General features: G+C 57.1%; 18 protein-coding genes and 1 tRNA gene. 7 read left to right on the plus strand and 12 right to left on the minus strand.

Annotated elements, in window-relative coordinates; translation table 11 throughout:
- The first annotated feature begins 38 nt into the window (after window positions 1-38).
- Complete coding sequence (locus VGH19_15865) at window positions 39-473, plus strand: hypothetical protein (GenBank protein ID HEY1172845.1); 435 nt, start codon at window positions 39-41, stop codon at window positions 471-473.
- Here the strand turns inward: VGH19_15865 and VGH19_15870 are convergent, their stop codons facing one another.
- From VGH19_15870 to VGH19_15885, 4 genes are read right to left on the minus strand one after another with little or no spacing between them, the layout of a single operon-like run.
- The gene (locus VGH19_15870) at window positions 474-1,013 is read right to left on the minus strand and encodes a YkgJ family cysteine cluster protein (GenBank protein ID HEY1172846.1); all 540 of its coding nucleotides are present in this window, start codon (window positions 1,011-1,013) and stop codon (window positions 474-476) included.
- A 9-nt stretch (window positions 1,014-1,022) separates the two neighbouring features.
- Window positions 1,023-1,967, minus strand: coding sequence for a phosphatidate cytidylyltransferase (locus tag VGH19_15875; protein ID HEY1172847.1), 945 nt, complete (start codon window positions 1,965-1,967; stop codon window positions 1,023-1,025).
- A complete protein-coding gene (locus tag VGH19_15880; protein HEY1172848.1) occupies window positions 1,964-2,563 on the minus strand; it encodes a lysophospholipid acyltransferase family protein in 600 nt (199 codons plus the stop codon). The genes VGH19_15875 and VGH19_15880 overlap by 4 nt, the downstream gene beginning before the upstream one ends.
- Entirely contained in the window at window positions 2,560-3,216 is a 657-nt protein-coding gene (locus VGH19_15885) for a CDP-alcohol phosphatidyltransferase family protein (protein HEY1172849.1), read from the minus strand. Before VGH19_15885 ends, VGH19_15880 begins: the two co-directional genes overlap by 4 nt.
- Window positions 3,217-3,627: 411 nt before the next feature.
- On the opposite strand from VGH19_15885, the gene VGH19_15890 reads away from it, so the two are divergent.
- Genes VGH19_15890 through VGH19_15900 form a run of 3 tightly spaced genes read left to right on the plus strand, consistent with a single transcriptional unit; the run spans window position 3,628 to window position 7,627 of the window.
- Window positions 3,628-4,581 (plus strand): MoxR family ATPase, encoded by a 954-nt coding sequence (locus tag VGH19_15890; GenBank protein HEY1172850.1) that lies wholly within the window; start codon window positions 3,628-3,630, stop codon window positions 4,579-4,581.
- Complete coding sequence (locus VGH19_15895) at window positions 4,578-5,903, plus strand: DUF58 domain-containing protein (GenBank protein HEY1172851.1); 1,326 nt, start codon at window positions 4,578-4,580, stop codon at window positions 5,901-5,903. The genes VGH19_15890 and VGH19_15895 overlap by 4 nt, the downstream gene beginning before the upstream one ends.
- Window positions 5,900-7,627, plus strand: coding sequence for a DUF4129 domain-containing protein (locus tag VGH19_15900; GenBank protein HEY1172852.1), 1,728 nt, complete (start codon window positions 5,900-5,902; stop codon window positions 7,625-7,627). The genes VGH19_15895 and VGH19_15900 overlap by 4 nt, the downstream gene beginning before the upstream one ends.
- A gap of 186 nt (window positions 7,628-7,813) precedes the next feature.
- Here the strand turns inward: VGH19_15900 and recN are convergent, their stop codons facing one another.
- The 6 genes from recN to VGH19_15930 form a co-directional block, all read right to left on the minus strand.
- The gene (gene recN / locus VGH19_15905) at window positions 7,814-9,502 is read right to left on the minus strand and encodes a DNA repair protein RecN (GenBank protein HEY1172853.1); all 1,689 of its coding nucleotides are present in this window, start codon (window positions 9,500-9,502) and stop codon (window positions 7,814-7,816) included.
- A gap of 96 nt (window positions 9,503-9,598) precedes the next feature.
- Window positions 9,599-10,243, minus strand: coding sequence for a bifunctional 4-hydroxy-2-oxoglutarate aldolase/2-dehydro-3-deoxy-phosphogluconate aldolase (locus VGH19_15910; GenBank protein HEY1172854.1), 645 nt, complete (start codon window positions 10,241-10,243; stop codon window positions 9,599-9,601).
- Between the two features lie 233 nt (window positions 10,244-10,476).
- Entirely contained in the window at window positions 10,477-11,796 is a 1,320-nt protein-coding gene (locus VGH19_15915; protein HEY1172855.1) for a (Fe-S)-binding protein, read from the minus strand.
- Between the two features lie 58 nt (window positions 11,797-11,854).
- On the minus strand, window positions 11,855-12,808 hold the full coding sequence (locus VGH19_15920) for a hypothetical protein (GenBank protein ID HEY1172856.1): 954 nt from the start codon (window positions 12,806-12,808) through the stop codon (window positions 11,855-11,857).
- Window positions 12,809-12,828: 20 nt separating this feature from the next.
- The gene (locus tag VGH19_15925) at window positions 12,829-16,152 is read right to left on the minus strand and encodes an ABC transporter permease (protein ID HEY1172857.1); all 3,324 of its coding nucleotides are present in this window, start codon (window positions 16,150-16,152) and stop codon (window positions 12,829-12,831) included.
- A gap of 203 nt (window positions 16,153-16,355) precedes the next feature.
- Window positions 16,356-17,057, minus strand: a complete 702-nt coding sequence (locus VGH19_15930) for an ABC transporter ATP-binding protein (protein ID HEY1172858.1) — start codon at window positions 17,055-17,057, stop codon at window positions 16,356-16,358.
- Between the two features lie 86 nt (window positions 17,058-17,143).
- On the opposite strand from VGH19_15930, the gene VGH19_15935 reads away from it, so the two are divergent.
- The 3 genes from VGH19_15935 (at window position 17,144) to VGH19_15945 (ending at window position 19,416) form a co-directional block, all read left to right on the plus strand.
- Window positions 17,144-17,791, plus strand: coding sequence for a hypothetical protein (locus VGH19_15935; protein ID HEY1172859.1), 648 nt, complete (start codon window positions 17,144-17,146; stop codon window positions 17,789-17,791).
- 31 nt (window positions 17,792-17,822) lie between these two features.
- A complete protein-coding gene (locus tag VGH19_15940) occupies window positions 17,823-18,686 on the plus strand; it encodes an alpha/beta hydrolase (protein ID HEY1172860.1) in 864 nt (287 codons plus the stop codon).
- A 118-nt stretch (window positions 18,687-18,804) separates the two neighbouring features.
- Window positions 18,805-19,416, plus strand: coding sequence for an HNH endonuclease (locus VGH19_15945; protein HEY1172861.1), 612 nt, complete (start codon window positions 18,805-18,807; stop codon window positions 19,414-19,416).
- An 83-nt stretch (window positions 19,417-19,499) separates the two neighbouring features.
- Here the strand turns inward: VGH19_15945 and VGH19_15950 are convergent, their stop codons facing one another.
- Window positions 19,500-19,868, minus strand: a complete 369-nt coding sequence (locus VGH19_15950; protein HEY1172862.1) for a hypothetical protein — start codon at window positions 19,866-19,868, stop codon at window positions 19,500-19,502.
- An 88-nt stretch (window positions 19,869-19,956) separates the two neighbouring features.
- Window positions 19,957-20,031 (minus strand) — tRNA-Glu (locus VGH19_15955).
- Between the last annotated feature and the right edge of the window lie 200 nt (window positions 20,032-20,231).

Genomic DNA, 20,231 nt, shown 5'->3' on the forward strand with positions numbered 1-20,231 from the left:
TGAATCGCTGGTGCGATCGGTGCGTCCAATGATTTATCGTGAAGCTGTATCTGACAGTCCTGATGGCCGGAATGCTGGCCTTGGCCGGTTGCAAGTCCAGCACCGTGGAGACGCGGCGTGCTGAACGTCCAGATGCCTATGCGGCGTTGAAGCCCGAGCAAAAGGTGCTCGTGGATCAAGGCCAGATCAAAGTGGGCATGACGGAGGATGCTGTTTACATCGCCTGGGGCAAACCCGCGCAAGTCGTCACCAGTGAAGATCAGACCGGTCGCACCACCACATGGTTGTATCACGGCACGACTCTGGAAGAGAGCCGCTATTGGTCGTATCGCGAAGTGTCGCGCGATGGCCGGGTGTATCTAGAGCGTTATCTGGACCGGGATTACAACGCACGGGATTACATCAGCTCCGAGATCGTTTTTCAAAACGGGGTGGTGACGCGCTGGCGGACTTTGCCGCGGCCGACGAATTGATCAATTCTGCGGATAAAACTTTTCAGCCAGGACCATGTTCAGCTCATGCACGGCGAGTGTGAGTTGCCCGAAGAGGTCGTAGAGTTCCTCTTCGCTTTTCTGTTCCAGCCATTCTTCTATATCACCAGATTCAAAACGCTGACGGAGTTTGCGGAAGCGCACGCTGAGAGAAACCGTTTCGTTTTTGTCTCCGATCTCGCGCATCAGTTTGAGTACCTTGTCCGCCTTGCGACGCGTGGAGCGGATGAGTTTCAGCGCCGGCTCGGTATCTGTGTGACCTGCCATCACATCCAATAACAGAGCGCATTCGAACTGACGGCAGCGGGTGGGACGATCTGCGTAAATGCGGCATTTGCAATCGGCACCCAGAGCCACGCAGGGCTGGTTGAATTTCCCTGCTTTTCCGCGGACGGGCATCGCCAACGTCTTCAATTTGCCTACATCATCGCCCGGCTGCAGTTCCACATCACGAAAAAGCACGCCATTGCAACAGAGGCCACATTGGAGACAGAGCTGGTCGATGGTTTGGTTGGGAAGCATGGCGGCTGGTCAGGGAGTAAAGTAATAGCGCGTGACGTGAAAAAACACCGGCGCAGCAAAGCAGATGGAATCAATACGATCCATCACGCCACCGTGGCCTTCGATGAGATGGCCCCAGTCTTTCACACCGCAATCGCGTTTGATGGCGGACATCACTAAACCACCTGCGAAGCCCAGGAGGCAGATCAGGAACGCCATACCGGCTGATTGCCAGGGTGTGAACGGCGTGGCCCACCAAAGGCCTGCACCAATCAATGAAGTCGTGGCAACCCCGCCGATGAAACCTTCCCAAGTTTTGTTAGGGCTGACCAAGGGCGCGATCTTTCGCTTGCCCGTCGTCTTGCCCCATACGTATTGCATCACGTCGCTCAACTGGACAACGAGGATGAAGTAGAAGAGCAGCTTGCCGTTCTGGCCTTCGTAACCAGGGATGTTTAACGTGAGCAAAGCAGGTGCATGACTGACGCAGTAGACACAGATCATTAGCGCCCATTGTATCTTGGCGGTGCGTTCCAGAAATTTTTCACAATCACCAGAGAGTACGCTGCGCAAAGGGATAAACAGGAAGGCGTACACGGGGATGAGAATGGTGAAGAGACCATACCAATCAATCGCCACCAGCAAGTATTGCAACGGCGTGATGATGAAGAAGCTCCAGAACAACGTGCGATGATCGCCCGGACGCGAAGGTGTCAGCGTGATGGTTTCTCGCAATGCGAGAAAAGAGAGAACTCCGAAGAGGATAACGGAACCGAGACCGCCGGTAGCCAAAGCCACACAGAATACCGCCACCATGCCCCACCAAGCGCGGATGCGGTCGTTCAGGTTGGCGATGGTTTTGGATTCGCCGCCGTTGCCGCGCGCGAGCATCCAGCCGATCATGCTGGAAATGATCAGCAGCGCGATGACGCCGCCAACGAGCCAGATGGTTTCCTGATCCAGTTTCAGATTCATGTGAGTCGCAGGTTCCACACCGCCAGGCGGGCGCGTTCCAAGAAGTCCGCTTTGGCTTCTTCCGCACCCAAGCTGATGGGCGCACCCACGGTGATACTGCCGAGCATGGGCACCGGCAGCACTTCGCCTTTCGGCAGCACGCGATTGAGATTCTCCAAGTAGACGGGCACGAGCTCCAGTTGCGGCAACTTGCGGGCGAGGTGGAACAGGCCGCCTTTGAACGCATGCGGTTCCGGTCCGGCATTGCGCGTGCCTTCGGGAAACAGGATGAGCGAAGAGCCATTGGCCAAGGCCGCTTCCATCTGTTCCAGGGGATTATCACTGGCCGTCACTTTCTTTCGCTCGATGAGCAAGGCGTGCAAGACTTCATTCGCCAGATAAGCACGCAGACCACTTGACCAATAATCTTTGGCGGCGATGGGTCGTGTCTGTTTACGGATGGCTGATGGCAAGGCTGCCCAGATGACGAGTGCGTCTAGGTTGCTTGAGTGATTGGCGAAGTAGATGCGTTGTCGCAGTTCAGGCCCTGTCCCTTGCCAGCGCATGCGTGCACCGGTGAGCAACCGGACCAGGCCGATGAGCAAGGCGGCGATCATTGGCTCTCCAAAGTGCGGACGATACGGCTGGTGCGGCGGAAGATCGTGATCAGGCAACCGATGCTGACGATGACCAGGCACCATGGCAGCAGAGTGAATGACCAGCCGAACCAGAGAGCGAATGCATCGAGCAACGAAGCAATCGTGACCGCAGCCATGCGGTGTGGCTTAGCCATCGGACCACAGAATTGCTGCCCGGCACCGGTGGAAGCACCGAGTGCACGGACATACGCGGTCATCACCGCTAGTGCTGCTGCGAGCCAACCGACATGATGCAGCCAAGAAATCGTGAGTGAAGTGTACCCGGCACCCACCAGAATAAAGATGTCAGCAAAGCGATCAGGCAGTTCGTTATAGATCTCGCCGGACTTCGTCTTGAAACCGCCTTCAATGGCGATCATGCCGTCGAAGAGATTGCACAGAAGGCGGAGCTGGATGTTCAGCGCGGCTGCAAAGAGAAACCAGGGTTGCAACGAAGGGATTTGCTGTGGGGCGAGCCAGAATGCCACTCCGGCGAGAGCGGCGAAGAAAATGCTGAGCACGGAAACGGTGTTCGGACGGAGACCGCAACGGATAAGCAAACGGGCCGCCGCACCTGCCCAGAGGGTATCGCGTGACTTCAGCGGACGACGTGAAGGAGAGTTTTCGACCATGGTCCAGTTTCCTCTGCACAAAGTGAGATTTTCGACGGAGCTTGGAAAGGAGAAACCGACAAAAGTCCCAGAGCGAAGGTGCATTTCCGCGTGCAAGCACCGCTTCCTTCGCTATGGTTAGCGGCATCAGCAAAACGAGCCGCCCGCAGACCGGTCTAATCCGGGGAAGGCGTCCGCTTATCCGGCGCCGGTCTTGAACAGGACGACACGTTTGCAACGAAAGATATCGCCATGCCCGTCAGCACTTGCAGTCATTGCGCACAACACATCGAATTTCCCATTGAGATGGCCGGCCAACGCGTCGAGTGCCCCTCGTGCGGTGGACCGACCACGCTTGTTCTACCACAGAGCGGCGGTGCCATCCATGTGCCACAGCAGGGACGCCAGGCACGCGTGGGCAATGAGGAAGTGATGCGCGTGGGCTCCACGGCGATGCGCATCATCGACAACGTGGAGAAAGTCATCGTGGGCAAGCGACAAGAGGTCACGCTCACGCTCATGGCCCTCTTCGCGGAAGGACATGTGCTGCTGGAAGACGTGCCGGGTGTGGCGAAGACCATGCTGGCACGGGCTCTTGCGCAAAGCATCGGGTGCAATTTCAAACGATTGCAATGCACGCCCGACCTGTTGCCGAACGACATCACAGGCGCCTCTATCTTCAATCCCAAGACGACGGAGTTCGAGTTCCGCCCCGGACCGCTCTTTGCACAGATCGCCCTCGCGGATGAAATCAACCGTGCCACACCGCGTGCCCAATCCGCGCTGCTGGAAGCGATGGCGGAGCGGAAGATCACGGTGGATGGGACGAATTATGAATTGAAGCGGCCGTTCTTCCTCATCGCCACGCAGAATCCGGTGGATCACGAAGGCACATTCCCGCTGCCAGAGGCGCAACTGGACCGCTTCCTCGTGCGACTCAGCTTAGGTTATCCGAGCATGGAGGAGGAAGGACGCATGATTGACCGCATGCGTACTGCGCATCCGATTGATTCACTCGGTGCGGTGGTGAGCGCGGAAGAAGTCGTCGCCTGCCAGCAAGCGGTGCGTGAAGTGCAGGCGGACCCGAAGGTGCGAGATTACATCCTGCAGATCGTGCGCGGCACGCGGGAACATGATGCGGTGCGCTTGGGCGGCAGCCCACGTGCTACGCTCTCGCTCTTCCGCGCGGCGCAATCCATGGCGGCCATCCAAGGGGATGAATTTATCCTGCCAGATTACGTGAAACAGATAGCACCAACGGTGCTCGCGCACCGGTTGATTTTGAAACCGGAGAGCAGGTTGCGGAAGGTGACGCCAGCGGGTGTGATCGAGGAAGTGTTGCGTAAGGTACCGGTGCCGCTGTTGCCAGATACGATGAGACGATGAAGTGGATCATTGGAGCGCTGGTGTTGCTGGTGGCCGGGCTGGTTCTGCGGCTCGAGCTGCTGGTGTATGCCATGTATGTGCTGCTGGGCGTCTTGCTCGTCAGCCGTCTGCTGGCGCGCACATGGATCGAGAGCCTGTCGGCGAAACGGAAGTGTGAGGAGGCGCAACTGGAAGTAGGCGGCACATTGCCCGTGAAAGTCACGTTGAGCAACAGTGGGGCGCTCGCAGTGCCTTGGGCGCTGGTGGAGGATTCGTTACCCACGGAAGCGTTACAGGCGAGTCCGGCGCAATTGCAGATAGAAGGCCCGCGGTTGGGCTTAGTTCGCGTACCATCGCGCGGAGAGAAGGTCATCGAATACAGCGTCACGTTCTTGCGACGAGGTTATTATCAAGTCGGTCCGTTGCTGGTGGAGAGCGGCGATCTGTTCGGATTGCACCGGCGCTATCGCGTGCTAACGTTGCCGCATTACGTCACGGTGCTGCCGCATGTGGTGCCGCTGGAGGGATACGACATCGCATCGCACCGGCCACTCGGCGAGATACGGCTGACGCATCGGCTCTTTGAGGACACGGCACGCATCTCGGGTGTGCGGCAATATGTGGAAGGCGATGCGTTGAATCGCATCCACTGGCGGGCGACGGCACGCACGGGTGTGTTGCAATGCAAGACGTTCGAGCCTTCATGCATCGCCGGTGCCACGCTTGTTCTGGATTTTCACAAGGACAGTTTCAATGTGCCCGGTGCGGAGTATCGGGCGGAACTGGGCGTGACCACGGTGGTATCCATTGCGAACGCGCTTTACGAATTGGGCGAGCAGTTCGCCTTTGCCACGAATGCACGCGATGGTGCGGAGCGAGTGGCCACAGAAGGCTGGCGCTTTGAATTCACCACGCGTGATGCGGCACAGAAGATGGCGGCGCCAGCAGAGCGGAAGGATAGGCTGCGCCCGGTGGTGATCGAGCCGAACACAGGCGACGAGCATTTTACTCATCTACGCGAAACACTGGCGCGCGTGGAATGGAATGACGGGCTGACGTTATCGCAATTGCTGAACGAAGTGGAATCAAGGCTCTCGCGGGATACAACGGTCATCGTAGTCGTGCCGCAGATCACGGAGGAGATGGCGTTCGCACTCGGGGCATTGCAACGGAACGGTTTCAAGGTGTTCGCAGTGATGATCACGTTCGGGGATGAGGATTACCATGATTGGGCCAAGCCACCGGTGTGGGCGGGACGTTTGTTGGCGGAAGGAGTCGAGTTCCGCTGGATCTTTGATGAGGCGGGGTTGTCGTCTCTGTGTGCGAGCGAGGTGTGGAGATGAGCGCTTACCAGCCACCACCGCAGAAGACGATCGTAGATCACCTGGCGATCCTCGTTTGTCCGCTGGTCATCATGGTGATGGTGGGGAGCCTGGCACTGTTTTTGGCTAAGATCGGTTACACGGGGCGTTATGTCTCGCGCGTGAATTGGGCGTTGTGCTGGTTCGTGTTGGCTTCCGTACTCACATCTCGCATTGGGATTCAATACGGTTCGGAGCGGGCTTCTATTTATGGATTATTCTTGGGTGGCGCCATCGCCGTGTTCTTCTGGCGGTTCCTAGGGTTTGGCATGCCGCTGTATATCCTGCTCGCGATCCTGTGTTTCATCTGGTGGTGCACGAGCCAGCTCACGTGGGACTGCACGATGATCGATGATGATGAAGATTCCTCAGGGCAAGGTTTGCTGGAGGCATCGGGGTTGGACGGCAATGCGGCGAAGGAAGCGCAGGAGGAGACGAAGAAACATCAACTTCGGCGGAAGCGCAAGCTGTGGTGGCAACATCTCTTCGGCAGTCAGGCGAATCGCAAAGGACAACCGCATGCGCCGGGCATCTGGATCATCCTGTTCTCGCTGCTGGCGCTACCATTGTTTGGCATCGGCCAGTTGAAGTTCGGTTCCGCAGATTCGCCGGACCGGCGGTTCGGTTTCATGCTGCTGGGTATTTATGTCGCGGCTTCGTTGACGTTGCTGTTACTCACGAGCTTCTTGGGATTGCGTCGTTACTTGCGTCAGCGGCGGCTGGAGATGCCGGCAATCATCACGGGTTCGTGGATGATCTATGGCGTGATCCTTGCGGCCTTGGTGATGGGCGCGTGCCTCTTGCTGCCGCGACCGAATGCGCAGTTCACGCTCACGGCCTTCGTCAACAAGGTGAGCCAGGAGATTGAGCAGAAGGCATCTAAGTATTCGATGCTTGGCGGGGAATCAGCGCAGGGCGAAGGCAAGCGCAAGGGAGAAGGTGAAGGCGAGCCGAAGGGTGAGGAGCAGGACAAAGGCAGCGGCGGCGAGAAGAAAGGCGAGAGCAAGGGCAAGACAGGCGCAGGGGAGGAAAAAGGAGAGGGCCAAGGAAAGCAGAAGTCAGAACCTGGCGAGCAGAAGAGTGATGCGAAGAAAGGCGAAGTCTCAAACGAAGGCCAGAAAGATGGTGAAGGGCAACGCCCGGAGAATCCGACGGAGCAGCCGACATTGACGCCGCAGGAGGAGAAGACGAACTGGATCAAGTGGATCATCTACGGGTTGCTTGCGCTGACGGCGCTGTATCTCCTCTGGCGTTATCGGCAGATCATCAAGAAAACATTGGCTGCCATGTGGCAGGCTATCTGCAAATTCTTCCGTGAACTGTTGGATTCATTCAAACGGGTGCCACGTCCGGAAGCATTGGAGTCGAAACAAAACGAAATACCAAAGCGGCGATTCAGTGAGTTCATGAATCCTTTCATCGCGGGGAAGACGATGTCATCGGACGAACTGGTGGCGTATACGTTTGAGGCGTTACAATGTTGGGCGAGTGAGCATGGAGCGGCCCGGGCGCACGGAGAGACGCCGTATGAATTTGCGGGACGATTGGGAAACAAGGAACCGATGCTGGCGGAGGATGCGCGGCAACTGGCGTGGTTCTATACGCGGATGGCGTATGCGCAGCAGAGTCCGCCTGAGAGCGTGGTAAAGAATGCGCGGAGTTTGTGGGAGTTCATGAGTGTGGCGGGGGTGGTTGAGGTGAGGTGAGGTTTTCAATCCGCTTGGCTCGCTCAACCCTCATCACGGCTCTCTCCCTGGCCGAAGTTCGGCTTCCCAAAGGGAGAGGGAGAACATTTGACGCTCCCTTAAAATGATATGGGGCGGTGATTTTCGAATGCGCCGTTGCGAAAAGGGTTTGGGCATCGCGGCAACGATGCCCAACCGGGATAAGGCTTACTTCCGTTTCGCAGATTTTAGAAGGGATTCGGCGTGGGTGCGGGCAGCCGCAGATTGTCCGCCGAGCATGCGGGCAATCTCGCTTACGCGCGATTTCTCATCGAGCAATTCGAGGGACGTGGTGGTGCGGCCTTCGGCGACGTGTTTGGCCACGACGTAATGGGCATCTGCACAGGCAGCCACGGGGGCGAGGTGCGTGATGCAGAGGGCTTGGCGATTCGCACCGATTTGGCGCATCTTGTCGCCCACAGCATTCGCAGTTTCACCACCTACATTCGCATCCACTTCATCGAAGACGAGCACGGGGATCTGATCGTGTGCGGCGAGGACCGTTTTCAATGCGAGCATCACCCGGGCCATTTCACCTGAACTCGCGATGGCACGGAGCGGGTGAGCAGGTTCACCAGGATTCGGAGCGAAGAGAAATTCGATGGTGTCCAGGCCGGAGCTGGCGGGGAGTTTATCGCTAGAAACTTCGGTGGCGCTTTCGATCCGTACATCGAACTGGCTTTGCTTGAAGCCGAGGTCGGTGAGTTGGGTGACGACGGCTTTGCTCAATTTGGGCACGAGCTTCTTGCGTTTGGCGCTGAGATCTTTGCCGGCTTCCATCATCTGCTTGTTCAGCTTGGTGATGCCGGTGTTGATGCGTTCCAGTTCGGCATCGCGGCTCTCAAGCTGGCGCAATTTATCCGCACTCTCCTCACCGAAGGCGATGACATCGCCGAGAGTGGAACCGTACTTGCGCTTGAGCGTGTGGATGAGGTTCAGGCGCTGCTCGACTTCTGCCAGGCGTTCGGGATCGATATCCACGCGATCGGCATATTGTGTGAGCGCGTGCTGGAGATCGTTCAGAGTGGAGACGGCGGTGGCGTGGAGCTCAGCCATCGAAGAGACAGAGGAATCGATGCGCTGGAGTTCATGTAAGGTCCGCCCCACGGCACCGAGGGAATCCATGGCGTTGCTCTCGGCTTCGGACAAGGCGCCGAGGGCGTTGCGGCTGAGTTCGATGAGGCGCGCGGAGTTCGTGCCACGTTGGTACTCTTCATCGAGGCCCGCTTCTTCATCCGGTTTCACGCGGGCGGCGGTGATCTCGTTCGCCTGATGGCGGAGGAGATCGAGTTGCTGCGCATAGGTCCGCTCATCCACGACGAGATCGGCCTTTTGCGCTTCGAGTTCCTGACGTTGCTTCACCAAGCCGGCAAATTGCGCGCGCGCTTCGGCCAAGCCTCCGAAAGAGTCGAGGATATCGAGCTGCTTGGAAGCGTGCAGTAGAGACTGATGATCGTGCGGGCCGTGCATGTCCACGAGCCATTCGCCGAGTGTGCCGAGGGCGTTGAGCGTGGTGGGTGAGCCGTTCACGAACTGGCGGTTCGCGCCGGTGGCGGTGAAGGTGCGCTTGATGACGAGCTGACCGTCTTCACACGGTTCCAAGCCGTTCTCATCCAAAAATTCTTTGAGCGGGACCTTGAGCTGCGAGACATCGAAGACGCCTTCCACGGTGCAGGCATCGGTGCCGCTGCGGATGAGGGTACGGTCGGCGCGCTCGCCGAGCAGGAGGTTCAGTGCACCGATGATGATGGACTTGCCTGCGCCGGTCTCGCCGGTGAGGGCGTTAAAACCGGGGCGGAACTCCACCGTCAGGTCACTGACCAGCGCGAGATTCTTGATGCGCAACGTGCTTAACATGCAATGCCGCGTTCGTTCTTGGGAAATCTGCCGGGAACAGTGTTTAGGGGCAAGCAGGTTGAGCAGGATATTCTCTGCTGTGGTTTGGTCACCAGTTTATCTGGTTGCTCCCGCTGCTTCCACAAACGCTTTTGCCAATCGTGTCAGTTCCGCCCAATCCCTTTCCTGCAAAATCTTCTTCGACACCAATGAGGAGCCTACGCCCAAGGCTGCACAACCGGCTTTCAAGAACTCACCGACATTGTGCAGATCCACACCGCCCGTTGGCACGATCTTCAGGTGCGGCAAAGGAGCACGCAGGGATTTGATATAATTCGGCCCCAAGCCCTCCGCGGGGAATATCTTGATGAAATCCGCCCCGGCTTCGTGCGCCAGTTGCGCCTCCGTCGGCGTGTAAGCCCCCAGCATTACCGGCTTGTCCAACGCATGCGCGGCATCGGCGATCGCAGGTCGCATGATGGGTGTCACCACGAATTGCGCACCGGCTTCGATCGCCTTCTGGCACGTCTCCACATCCAGCACTGTGCCTACACCGATCAGCGCCTTGTCACCTAGCTTCGCCGAGGCTTCCCGGATCGCCTCGATCGCATTCGGCGTCGTCATCGTTATCTCGATCGCTATGACCCCACCCGCGAGCAATGCTTCCGATAACGGCATAACGTGCTCCTGTTTTTCAGCGCGAACGACGGCGATGATGCCGGGATTCTTCAGGGCGGCGATGATGTCGGATTTACTGCGCATAAGGGGAAAATGACTAATGACGAAATCCGAATGACGAAGGAATGAGCAATGAACAAATGCTTAAATGGGATGACGAAACGAGCAAGCAGACAAATCTTAAACTAAGTTTGCGACATAGCCTCCTTCTCCCCAAGGGAGAAGGAAGGGATGAGGGGGAAGGAAACGTCCCTGAGCAAAGACTGCTCTCAAACCGAACTGGAACATTTGAAAATTCCTTCGTCATTCGGATTTCGTCATTTGTCATTCCGCGCACCAGCGCGGCGATAGGCTTCCGCCAACAACGTTATCGGATGCGCCAGCCGCACGTTCAATCCCTGCTTCTTCGCACCGTTGATAATGTGCAGGAGGCAACCCGGATTGCCCGTAGCCACGATCTCAGCCTTCGTGCTGACGATGTGCTTGAGCTTGCGATCAAGCAACTGGTTCGCCATCTCCGGCTGCACGATGTTGTAGATGCCCGCACTGCCGCAGCACCAGGTGCTCTCCGGCAATTCTATGAGCTTCAGATTCGGGATCGCCTTCAACACTGTGCGCGGTTGTGCCGTGATCTTCTGCCCGTGGCAGAGGTGACACGCCTCATGATACGTCACGTTCTGTGCAGGCTGATTCTCCGCAGCGGGTGATTTAATGCCGATCTTCGCCAGCCACTCGTGTATATCATACACGAGGGAATCCCAGAGTTTCGCACGTTCGGCATAGGCCGGATCATCCTTCAACAACGAGCTATAATGTTTGAGATGTGAACCACAACCGGCGGCGTTCGTGATGATGGCATCGTGAAATTCCGGCTTGATCAGGTCAATCTGGCGGCGAGCGAGCTGGCGGGCCATCTCCAATTCACCGTTGTGCGCATGCAAGGAGCCGCAGCACTGCTGTTCACGGTGCGTGATCACCTCACACCCATTTTCCACGAGCACCTCAACCGTATCCCGGTTTACATCGCTGAAGATCAGGTCTTGCGCGCATCCGGTAAGCATCGCCACATGGTAGTTGGACTCCCCTTTCGGCAACGTCACTTGGTCGATGAGTTCTGCAGAAAACTTGGACTGCACCGTGGGCGTCATCGCCTCCAACTCGCGGAGGCGTTTGGGCAAGAGATTCAAGACCCCGCTCTTACGCACAGCGGTTTGCAAACCGAGGTCTTGATACAATCGCAAAGCACTGCCGAAGGTCTTCAGCCGTTCATGCTCCATGAAGAGCCAGTTCAGCGTGAGACTGCGGATGGCACTGCGCTTCGGCGAATCCATCACACCACTTGCTTCAGCCTCCCCGCGCGCATGCTCGAACAACTCCGCGTAATTCACCCCTGCCGGACAAGCCGTCATGCATGCAAGGCAGCCCAAACAGAAATACATTTCCTCGGCGAATTCCTCCGAAGCTTCCAACCTGTCATCCGCAATGGCGCGCATGAGCGAGATGCGACCGCGCGGGCTGTTGCGCTCCAGCTTCGTGGCATCGTAAGTGGGGCACGTGGGCAGGCAGAGCCCGCAGTGCATGCATTGCTGCACCACCGAGTAATCCAGATCCTTCAAATGCGAGCCCGCGCTTTTCATGTTGCTGTTGCTGGGCCCAGATTATGCCGAGGTGAAGCGGAGGGCAAATGATGAATACTTACGGTTTGTGATGTGAGCCTTGCGGATCGAGTTCTTTAACCACTTTCATCACCGCATTGCTGTCCGCGGAATTGGTAAGTGTCCCGGAAAAAACAACCATATGCGGCACCAGTTGGATGGCAACCGGACCAAGTTTTTCTTTATAACGCTCAAAAAAGGAACTCCAGTCCGTATCGCGATTTGCTGCCAGATTTACCAGATACTCGGCCTCTGCCTGACCTTGCCCCGCAATGCGAAGGATGCTCAATGCAGCGTCTCTTTTAAACCAGGCGTCAGCTTTGGGATACGCAAAGGATTGGCGAAACATCGGCAAGCAAATCCCTGCCTGCTGTCCGTAGGCAGCGATGGTGTCTGCTGCTTGAAAACGAAACCAAGTAGCATGGTTTTCATCTTGAAAAATAGGGATAAGTTTGGGGATCACCAGCTCTGGTTCAGAGTGGATACTAGCTAAAAGCTCTAGTGCTTCCCGACGGTCTTGTCCTTTGGCACTGTCCACCTGTTGCAGCAGTTGGGGCACTAATTGCCTGGCCTCAGGCCCCAGCCAAAGGAGCAAATAGTACGCCCGCTCGTTTGAATAAATGATGGGCGAGCGGTTGCCAAATAGAGCGCGAACTTCTGCGCGTAGACCGGTCCAAAGCCGGGATTCACCATGACGGTATTCATTCCAGAGCAAAGCAACACCGTTGGTTCCCATGGCCTTCAATGCCAGAGCGGAAGGCATCGTTTCAAACGTCTCTATTCCAGGGAAATAGTGGTCGTGAGTTTCAAATTGTGCTTCCGCAAACCATTCCGCCGTCGTCTTTCCTTGATACTTTGGTTGTGTCGCGCGGTGAATCGCCTTAATGCCCCAGAGTAGTAGACACAGACCTGCCAAGCCCAAAAACAAACGAGAGCGGATGAAGTGAGCTTTGGGTTTGGTTGCGGTTGTTTCCACTGGTGGCGCGATGTTCACTGTGGTGCCGATTCGCTAACCTATTCACTCCGCAAGCCGTTCAACAACTGCCCCCGCAACGCGAACGCTGCGGCTACCAGGGTCCACACGCCGCCGCTGAGCAGCACGGCTCCGAGGGTCATCGCGAGTGACGCATAAGGAATCTCCGCACCCGGCGAGAGCAACGCTGGCAACACCGCGATCAATGCGGAGATCACGCCCACCGCCAAGCCCACGAGCAACAACACGCCATGCTCGCTGATGACGAGCCACTTGAGTGTTTGTGCGCGGAAACCGATCGCCTGCATGAGCGCGAGTTCACCGCGACGTTCCAGCACGTTGCGCAAGACCACCACGCCCAAGCCGAGGCTGCCGAGCAAGAGGCCGAGTCCACCAAGGATTTGGAAGGTGCTGAGGTAAGTGTTCTGCACGGCATTGAAGGCATTCAAACGTTGTGCCGTGGAAGTCAGTTCCAGACCTTCGTTCTGCAAGGCCTTGGTGAGTGTGGCGGAAACTTCTTTCGCGCGTTCCGCCGGAGTATCGATGAGGAACATGCGATGGCCGCTCTCGGAAGGATACTTCGCCACCAATGCCGCTTCATCGATGAGCAAGTTGCCTTGCAGGATGGAATTAGCCACGGCACCCACGATGCGCACCTTGAAGACCTGGCCGCGTTCGTCACGGAAATCCAGCGTATCGCCCACCTTCTTGCCCATCGCCCACATGATGGAATTGAAATCACCGATGGCGGGAACTTCATCACCTTGCACCGAAGCTTTCAGCGCGAGCCACGGTTCTTCTTTGCTCACGCCATCGCCGAGCTTCGCGAAGGTGAATGCCTTGCGCTCCTGCAAGAGCAGCGGATTCACACCGAGCAAACGCGGTGTCTGCGCGCGGTTCAGGTTGAGGCAGCTCGCGTCATCGCCATCCTTCACGCGGAACGGCACGAGCGAGACATCCTTCAGCTTCTTGTCATCCAAGCCGAAGAACTCTCGCCCTTCCTGCACGTTCAGATCATGCACCACGGGCAACGTCGTATCCCCGATGAAGGCGAAGCCACCCGTGCCCGCAGAACGCTTCCCGGCATCGGCGATGGCGTTCAACTTATTCGCCCCTACCGCTACCACAAGGAAGCTGCCGCACGCGAGCAAGCTGATCGTCGCCAGACTGCGCTTACGCCGACGCACGGCATTGCGGATGCCGAGGCCGTTCAAATGAAACTGTGCCGCAAGTTCATCCGCCGAAAGTTTCAGGCCCGCATCACGCAATTTGTTCAACCACGCGGCACTCGCTGCTAAGCCGCCGATGAGGAATAGCCCGCCTGCGCCGAAGAATAATCCTGCTGCGCTGCCACCATCACCGCCAACCTTCGCCCAGACGACCATCACCAAACCAAGCACGATGCACACGGTAGCGATGATGCCCGCCTTGCTCTTCTTGGAACCTTCCAGAACGGTGCGCCGTTCCTCGGCACCTTCGGCGAGCAATTCACGCGCGGGGCGTTGCACCTGCTTTCGCACGGCGAGCCAGATGGTGATGAGCGCCACGAAGAAGCTCGCCACCGTGCCGATCACCAACGTCTGCGGCTGCGCATGAAACGCGAGCGAGGACGTGCCGACGGCATCGCGCCACAAGTTCGCCAAACCATAGAGCATCCCGCGCGCATACCAGATACCGCCCACGGCACCCAGCACACCACCGATCAAAGCGATCGCACTTCCCTCGCCCAACAACAGATTCCGCACTTGTTTGGGCGTGAAACCGAACGCGAGCAACGTACCCACTTCACGCGCGCGTTGCTCCACACCCAATTGGAACAAAAGCGCCATGAGCAACAACGCCGCCACGATAAGGAAGAAGCTGAACCCGATGAAGAGGCCGCCGAAGTCTTGCGATTGATCCACCGCCTTGAGCGCCTGTTCGCGCACCGGCAGGAAACTGAGACTGACGCTCGCGGGGTCCATCTGTTGCTGGATGGCTTGGGCGAGTTGATTCGTCGTCATGCTGCCGCTGTCGTAACGCACAGCCGTCAGATCACCGAAGCGATTGGACCAAAGTTTTTGCCCGGCAGCCAAAGAGATGAAAGCCTTGGGCGTGCCCTTGTGATCGTCCCAATATTTTTCATCCTTGTCTGTGATGGCGTCCATCTTGATTGGAAAGCCCGTGTCCCAATCTCGGCAGTTCTCGGCATCCGTCATGCCGGGGAAATCCGGCATGAGCGAGCGGTCCGCATAAATGCCGCTGAGTGGCACCACGGAATGCACGCGGAAGGTATTCGTGCGCTCCTCCAGCTTGCGCCCGATGCCTACGAAATAATACGTCATCGTGACGATGTCGCCCGCCTTCGCGCTGAGGTCATCCGCAGCCCATTGTCCGAGTACGATCTCATCCTCTTTGATGCCCGCAGGCAACCATGGCTCCCCGGCCGCCGTCACCATGGAGTAGGGTACGGAGTTCGTGCCGAGGCGGATATCATTCGCGAAATACGTAAGAATCTTCTTTCCGTTCGCGCCCGCTTTCTCAGAAGCTTGCGCCATCGGTGAATCGAGAAACACGCGCGGTGTGCGTATCTCAATCGCTTTCGCATCTGCCAAATCACGCAGCTCGATCTGCGCATCGGCGATCTGCCAATGCTTCCTCAAGGCGGCCGTGAGCTGATCACCATTCGCTTCGCCTTTGCCCACGAGCAACAGGTTTGCTTTGCCGGGAATATCGAGGCGTTGTTGCAACCACGCGATGGGCATGAACGCATTGAAGGGTGGCAACTGGCTCGCTTGCAGACCGAAGCGCCCGAACTCTTCATCCGTCACGATCGCATGCACCGTCACGCGCAAGGCGGCGGACGCATCCTCCTGCGAAGCGAGTGGTGCATCGCGGGAAAGTGCCGAAGGTTTCGGCACACGAAAGACCACATCCTCCTTTTCCTTCACGCCAAGCTGTCGGGCGAGCCCTTCATTCAAAACGACTGAGCCATCGGGAATCGTCGCCCACGAGGGTTTCTTCTGCGCAAGATCCCAGAAGCCGTTCTCCACGCCTTGCACCTGCACCTTGTTCGCACGCCCTTTACCGCCACGGGCACTTGCGGTGCCGAGCACTTGCACGATGGGTGTTACCGGCGTTTTGACTTCCGCAGAAATCTCTCCGGCCAAAGCAGAGCGGAAGAAGCGGTCGTTCGAAGCAAGTGCTTGCTCCGTCTGGCCAAGGCGCAAGAGCGCGAGCTTCTTCAGGCTCGCCCGAACGGAATCGCCGACGAGCAAGGCGCCGATCAAGACCGCACTACCGACGACGGCACCAAGCAACACACCCAGATGCGCGCGCCAATGATACGCGAGACTGCGCCGCACCAATGTTCCCAGGCTCATCATACGAGCGCCTCCGTGGGGGTTTTAACCACAGATGAACACAGATGGACACAGATAGATGAGAATTGTTGGCGTGAGGCGTTAGAGCGAAACTTATATACTTGGCGTGCGGTTGCCCCCTCACCCCGGCCCTCTCCCCCGAGGGGGCGAGGGAGATGAATGCGTTGGCGCGTTTCCCATCTGTGTGAATCTATGTGCATCTGTGGTTAACCCTTTTTCTCCACGAGTTTGCCGTCTTGCAGTTCCAGGATGCGGTTCATCTTTTTCGCGAGATCGAGGGCATGGGTCACCACGATGAGTGTCACACCCTCTTCCTTGTTCAGCTCCACGAGGAGTTGCGCGAGGTTATCGGCTGACACGCGGTCCAGCGCGCCGGTAGGTTCGTCCGCGAGCACGAGCTTCGGCTGATTGATCAGCGCACGCACCACGGCGACGCGTTGCCGCTCGCCACCAGAGAGCTGGCCGGGCTGATGGCTTAGGCGTTGCGCCAGGCCGACGCGCTCCAGTAATCGCTTCGCGCGCTCCACCGTTTCCGGTCCGCGCTTACCATCGGCGGCCAAGGTCGGCACGAGGACATTTTCCAGCACCGTGCATTGCGGGAGCAGATGGTGGGATTGAAAAATGAAACCGATTTCGCTATTGCGCAGCGCGGCCAGCGCGAGTTCATCGAGCTGCGTCACATCGCGTCCGCCGAAGGTGACCTTGCCTGCGCTCGGCTTATCCAGAGTGCCGAGCACGTTCAGCAACGTGCTCTTGCCCGAACCGGACGGACCGATAATCGCCACGGCCTCGCCCTGCGCGATATCCAGCGTGACTTCTTTCAAGATGTAGAGCGGCGCCGCCCCTTCGGCGGAAGGATACTGTTTGGACAATCCTTCCAGCCTCAACAATGCTGCCTGTGTTCCCATAGCGAGGATTAGACACCAGAAACCGCTGGATGTCAGAAAATTTCTTGGCGTTAACGAGCCGTTGTGGTGAAGCTCAATGAACCACCATGCGCACTCATAAGGCCAAGTCTCCAAGTTATTCGCTCAAGTATGAAGAGATGTTCGCTTTATTGGAGCAGCCGCTAAAGGGCCGTGATGGTGTAGCGGAACAGAAAATCACAAGTGCTGAGAAGCGACTGGGTATCAAGCTGCCGACGGCTTTGCGCGAGTATTATCTGGTGGCAGGGCAGCAAAACAAATTGAACCGTGCCTATAACCGTTTGCTCCGGCCATCTGAATGGTATTTGCACAAAGGTAAACTGTGTTTCATGGAGGAGAACCAAGGGGCAGTCGTTTGGGGGACCAATACCGGTGCATCAGATGCCGCTGTTTATCAGAGTCCGTCAAACGAGGATGGCCTCGCGAAATGGTATTTGGAGAATCGCAAATGCTCCGCGTTTTTGATGGGTATGCTCGTTTGGCAGTCGACCTTCGGCGGTGGTTTGCCGCATACCGGCTCGATACTTTGCTCAAAGGGGATGCTCGCTTTGCTGGAGAAGAATTGGAACTTTGTCAGTGAGATCAACGGCATGCGCACGTATGTCCGTGAAGGACAGGCCGCCAGCTTTCTGAAATGGTTTCAAAACGACTGGTGCGTCTTCGTTGGAGCGACAACGCCTGAAGGCCTCGCTCTCATCAAGAACGATCTGAAATGAGCAGCTCGAATCACTCTTAATGATTATTTGTATGCGTTATCTTGCTGTCCTGTTTGCTTTGGTTGTCGGAAGTTCCCTGCACTCTGCCGAACCCAAGCCTCTCGATCCCGCTGCCCAGATCGCGGCCAAAGTGGAGCCCACCCGCAAGGTCGTTTACAAAGAGATTGCCGGACGCGAGCTGCGCCTGCATATCTTCGAGCCAAAAGGTTTGAAAGCGGGTGATCAACGTCCCTGCTTTCTCACGATTCATGGCGGTGGTTGGCGTGGAGGTGAGCCGCGTCGCATGTATCCTTTCGCTGTGTACTTTGCGGAGCGCGGCATGGTTGGCATCAGCATGGAATACCGGTTGGTGACAACGAAGGGGACGAATACGGTTTTCGATTGCGTGAAGGATGGCCGTTCGGCTGTACGTTACATCAGGGCGCACGCGAAGGAGTTGGGGATTGATCCGAATCGCATCGTGGTAAACGGTGGCTCTGCCGGTGGACACGTGGCCGCGAGCACCGCGATGTTCGAGGGCGTTGATGAATCCACCGATGATCCGAAGATATCCAGCGTGCCGAATGCGATGATCCTTTATTATCCTGTCATTGATACATCGAAGGAAGGTTACGGCAATGCCCTCATCGGCAGCCGTTGGCAGGAGATCTCGCCAGCGCATCAGGTGAAGCCCGGCACTCCACCTACGCTCACCTTGCATGGCAGCGGCGATACGACGACCCCATTCAAAGGCGCACAGAAGTTCCATGACGCCATGCTGAAGGCGGGTAACCGCTCCGAACTGGTCGTGAATGAAGGTGGCGTGCATGGCTATTTCATGTTCGACGGAGCGTTGTTGAACGATGCTTTTATCCAGACGGAACAGTTCTTAGTGTCCTTGGGTTGGTTGAAATAGGTGGCCAAGCCCCTCGCAACCGCTTCTTGCGCAATAACGGTAACGATTGCGTTACGGGCGTTGACTTTCTTTTTTCCGTTCGCTAGGTTCCGCGCCGTCGATACGGGTTTGAGTTCCTATGAGTTCATTCCTTGACCAGCAAGTGCTTGTGCTGAACCGCCTCTGGCAGGCAGTCAATGTCTGCAGTGCGCGTCGCGCTCTTGCTCTCCTCTTCCAAGGCCAGGCGCAGGTCGTTTTAGGCGACCAAGATGGCGAATTCGAAACCTACAATTTTCCCCAGTGGAAAGACTTTTCCGAACAGGAGCCGCATCCGGAAAGCGTCACCACGATTTCCTTCAGCATCCGCGTGCCGCGTGTGATCATGCTGCTGGTGTTTGATCGCCTGCCGAAGCAGGAAGTGAAGTTCACCCGTCACAACATCTTCGAGCGCGATCACAATACCTGCCAATACTGCCGCAAGCAGATGGATAGAAGGGATTTGAATCTGGATCACGTCATACCGCGCGATCGCGGTGGCCCGACGACGTGGGAGAACATCGTCTGTTCCTGCATCCCGTGTAATACGCGGAAGGCGAACCGCACTCCGGCCGAGGCAGGCATGAAGCTCTTCCGCAAGCCCACGAAACCGAAGTGGCGTCCCTTTGTGCAGTTCAATTTCAGCGCCCGTTGCCATGATGATTGGAAGCACTTCCTTGATGTGGCTTACTGGAACGTGGAGTTGAGGGATTGATGGTTTTCTTAAGATTTTAAAAGAAGAAGGGCATCCAAACGGATGCCCTTCTTCTTTTTAAAATAGCGTAACGTAACGGGATGTTACGCCGTCTTTTTCGCTTCCTCGATCAGTTCCCAGAATTTCGGATTGTCCTGTAGCGCTTCGTCTTCACCCGTGGGCAACTTGGAGCGGAACAGGAAATCTTTCATCGAGTTCTTGCTGAGGATGCGATGAACCACCACGCCGAGATCGTGGCGCTCAAAGTAGACGCGGTAATCACCCAACCGGAAGCGGTGGAGAATCTTGCCGTCACGTTCCAGCTTGCCGAACGTTTCCAGATCCGTGCTGACGCACTCTTGCGGAAGGCCGCGGAACTCCCCGAGGATTTCCAGTTGGAGTTCCTTCGGCATCTTGGCCAGTTCCGACGCGCTCGTCGGATTGAAGATGATCTGAAAATGACGCATGGACATACGTTCGGATGTCAGGGCTGAAAGTGCAAGGGCAACGTGTTGAAAAGCAGAGCGACCGAAACTGGAAACAAGAAACCCGAAACTAAGTTGGTAGCGCGTACGGGAATCGAACCCGTCTTTCAGCCTTGAGAGGGCCGTGTCCTAGCCGATAGACGAACACGCCAATAGGGAAGAGATAGTAATTCCCGGAAGTGAAGTGTCAACCGTGATGTCGGGAAGCCTCGGGCGCATCTTGACACTGCCCCCGATTAGGTAGTGAACCAGAGTTGATCCCAGTGGTGATTATGGCGTGCCTCGGAGAGTGCGGCCAGATGGCGCATGCCTTTGGGCGTCCAGAACTGGCCGGGCCGTTTGAAGCGGCAC

This window comes from Verrucomicrobiia bacterium, from assembly GCA_036405135.1.
Classification (GTDB): Bacteria; Verrucomicrobiota; Verrucomicrobiia; order Limisphaerales; family JAEYXS01; genus JAEYXS01.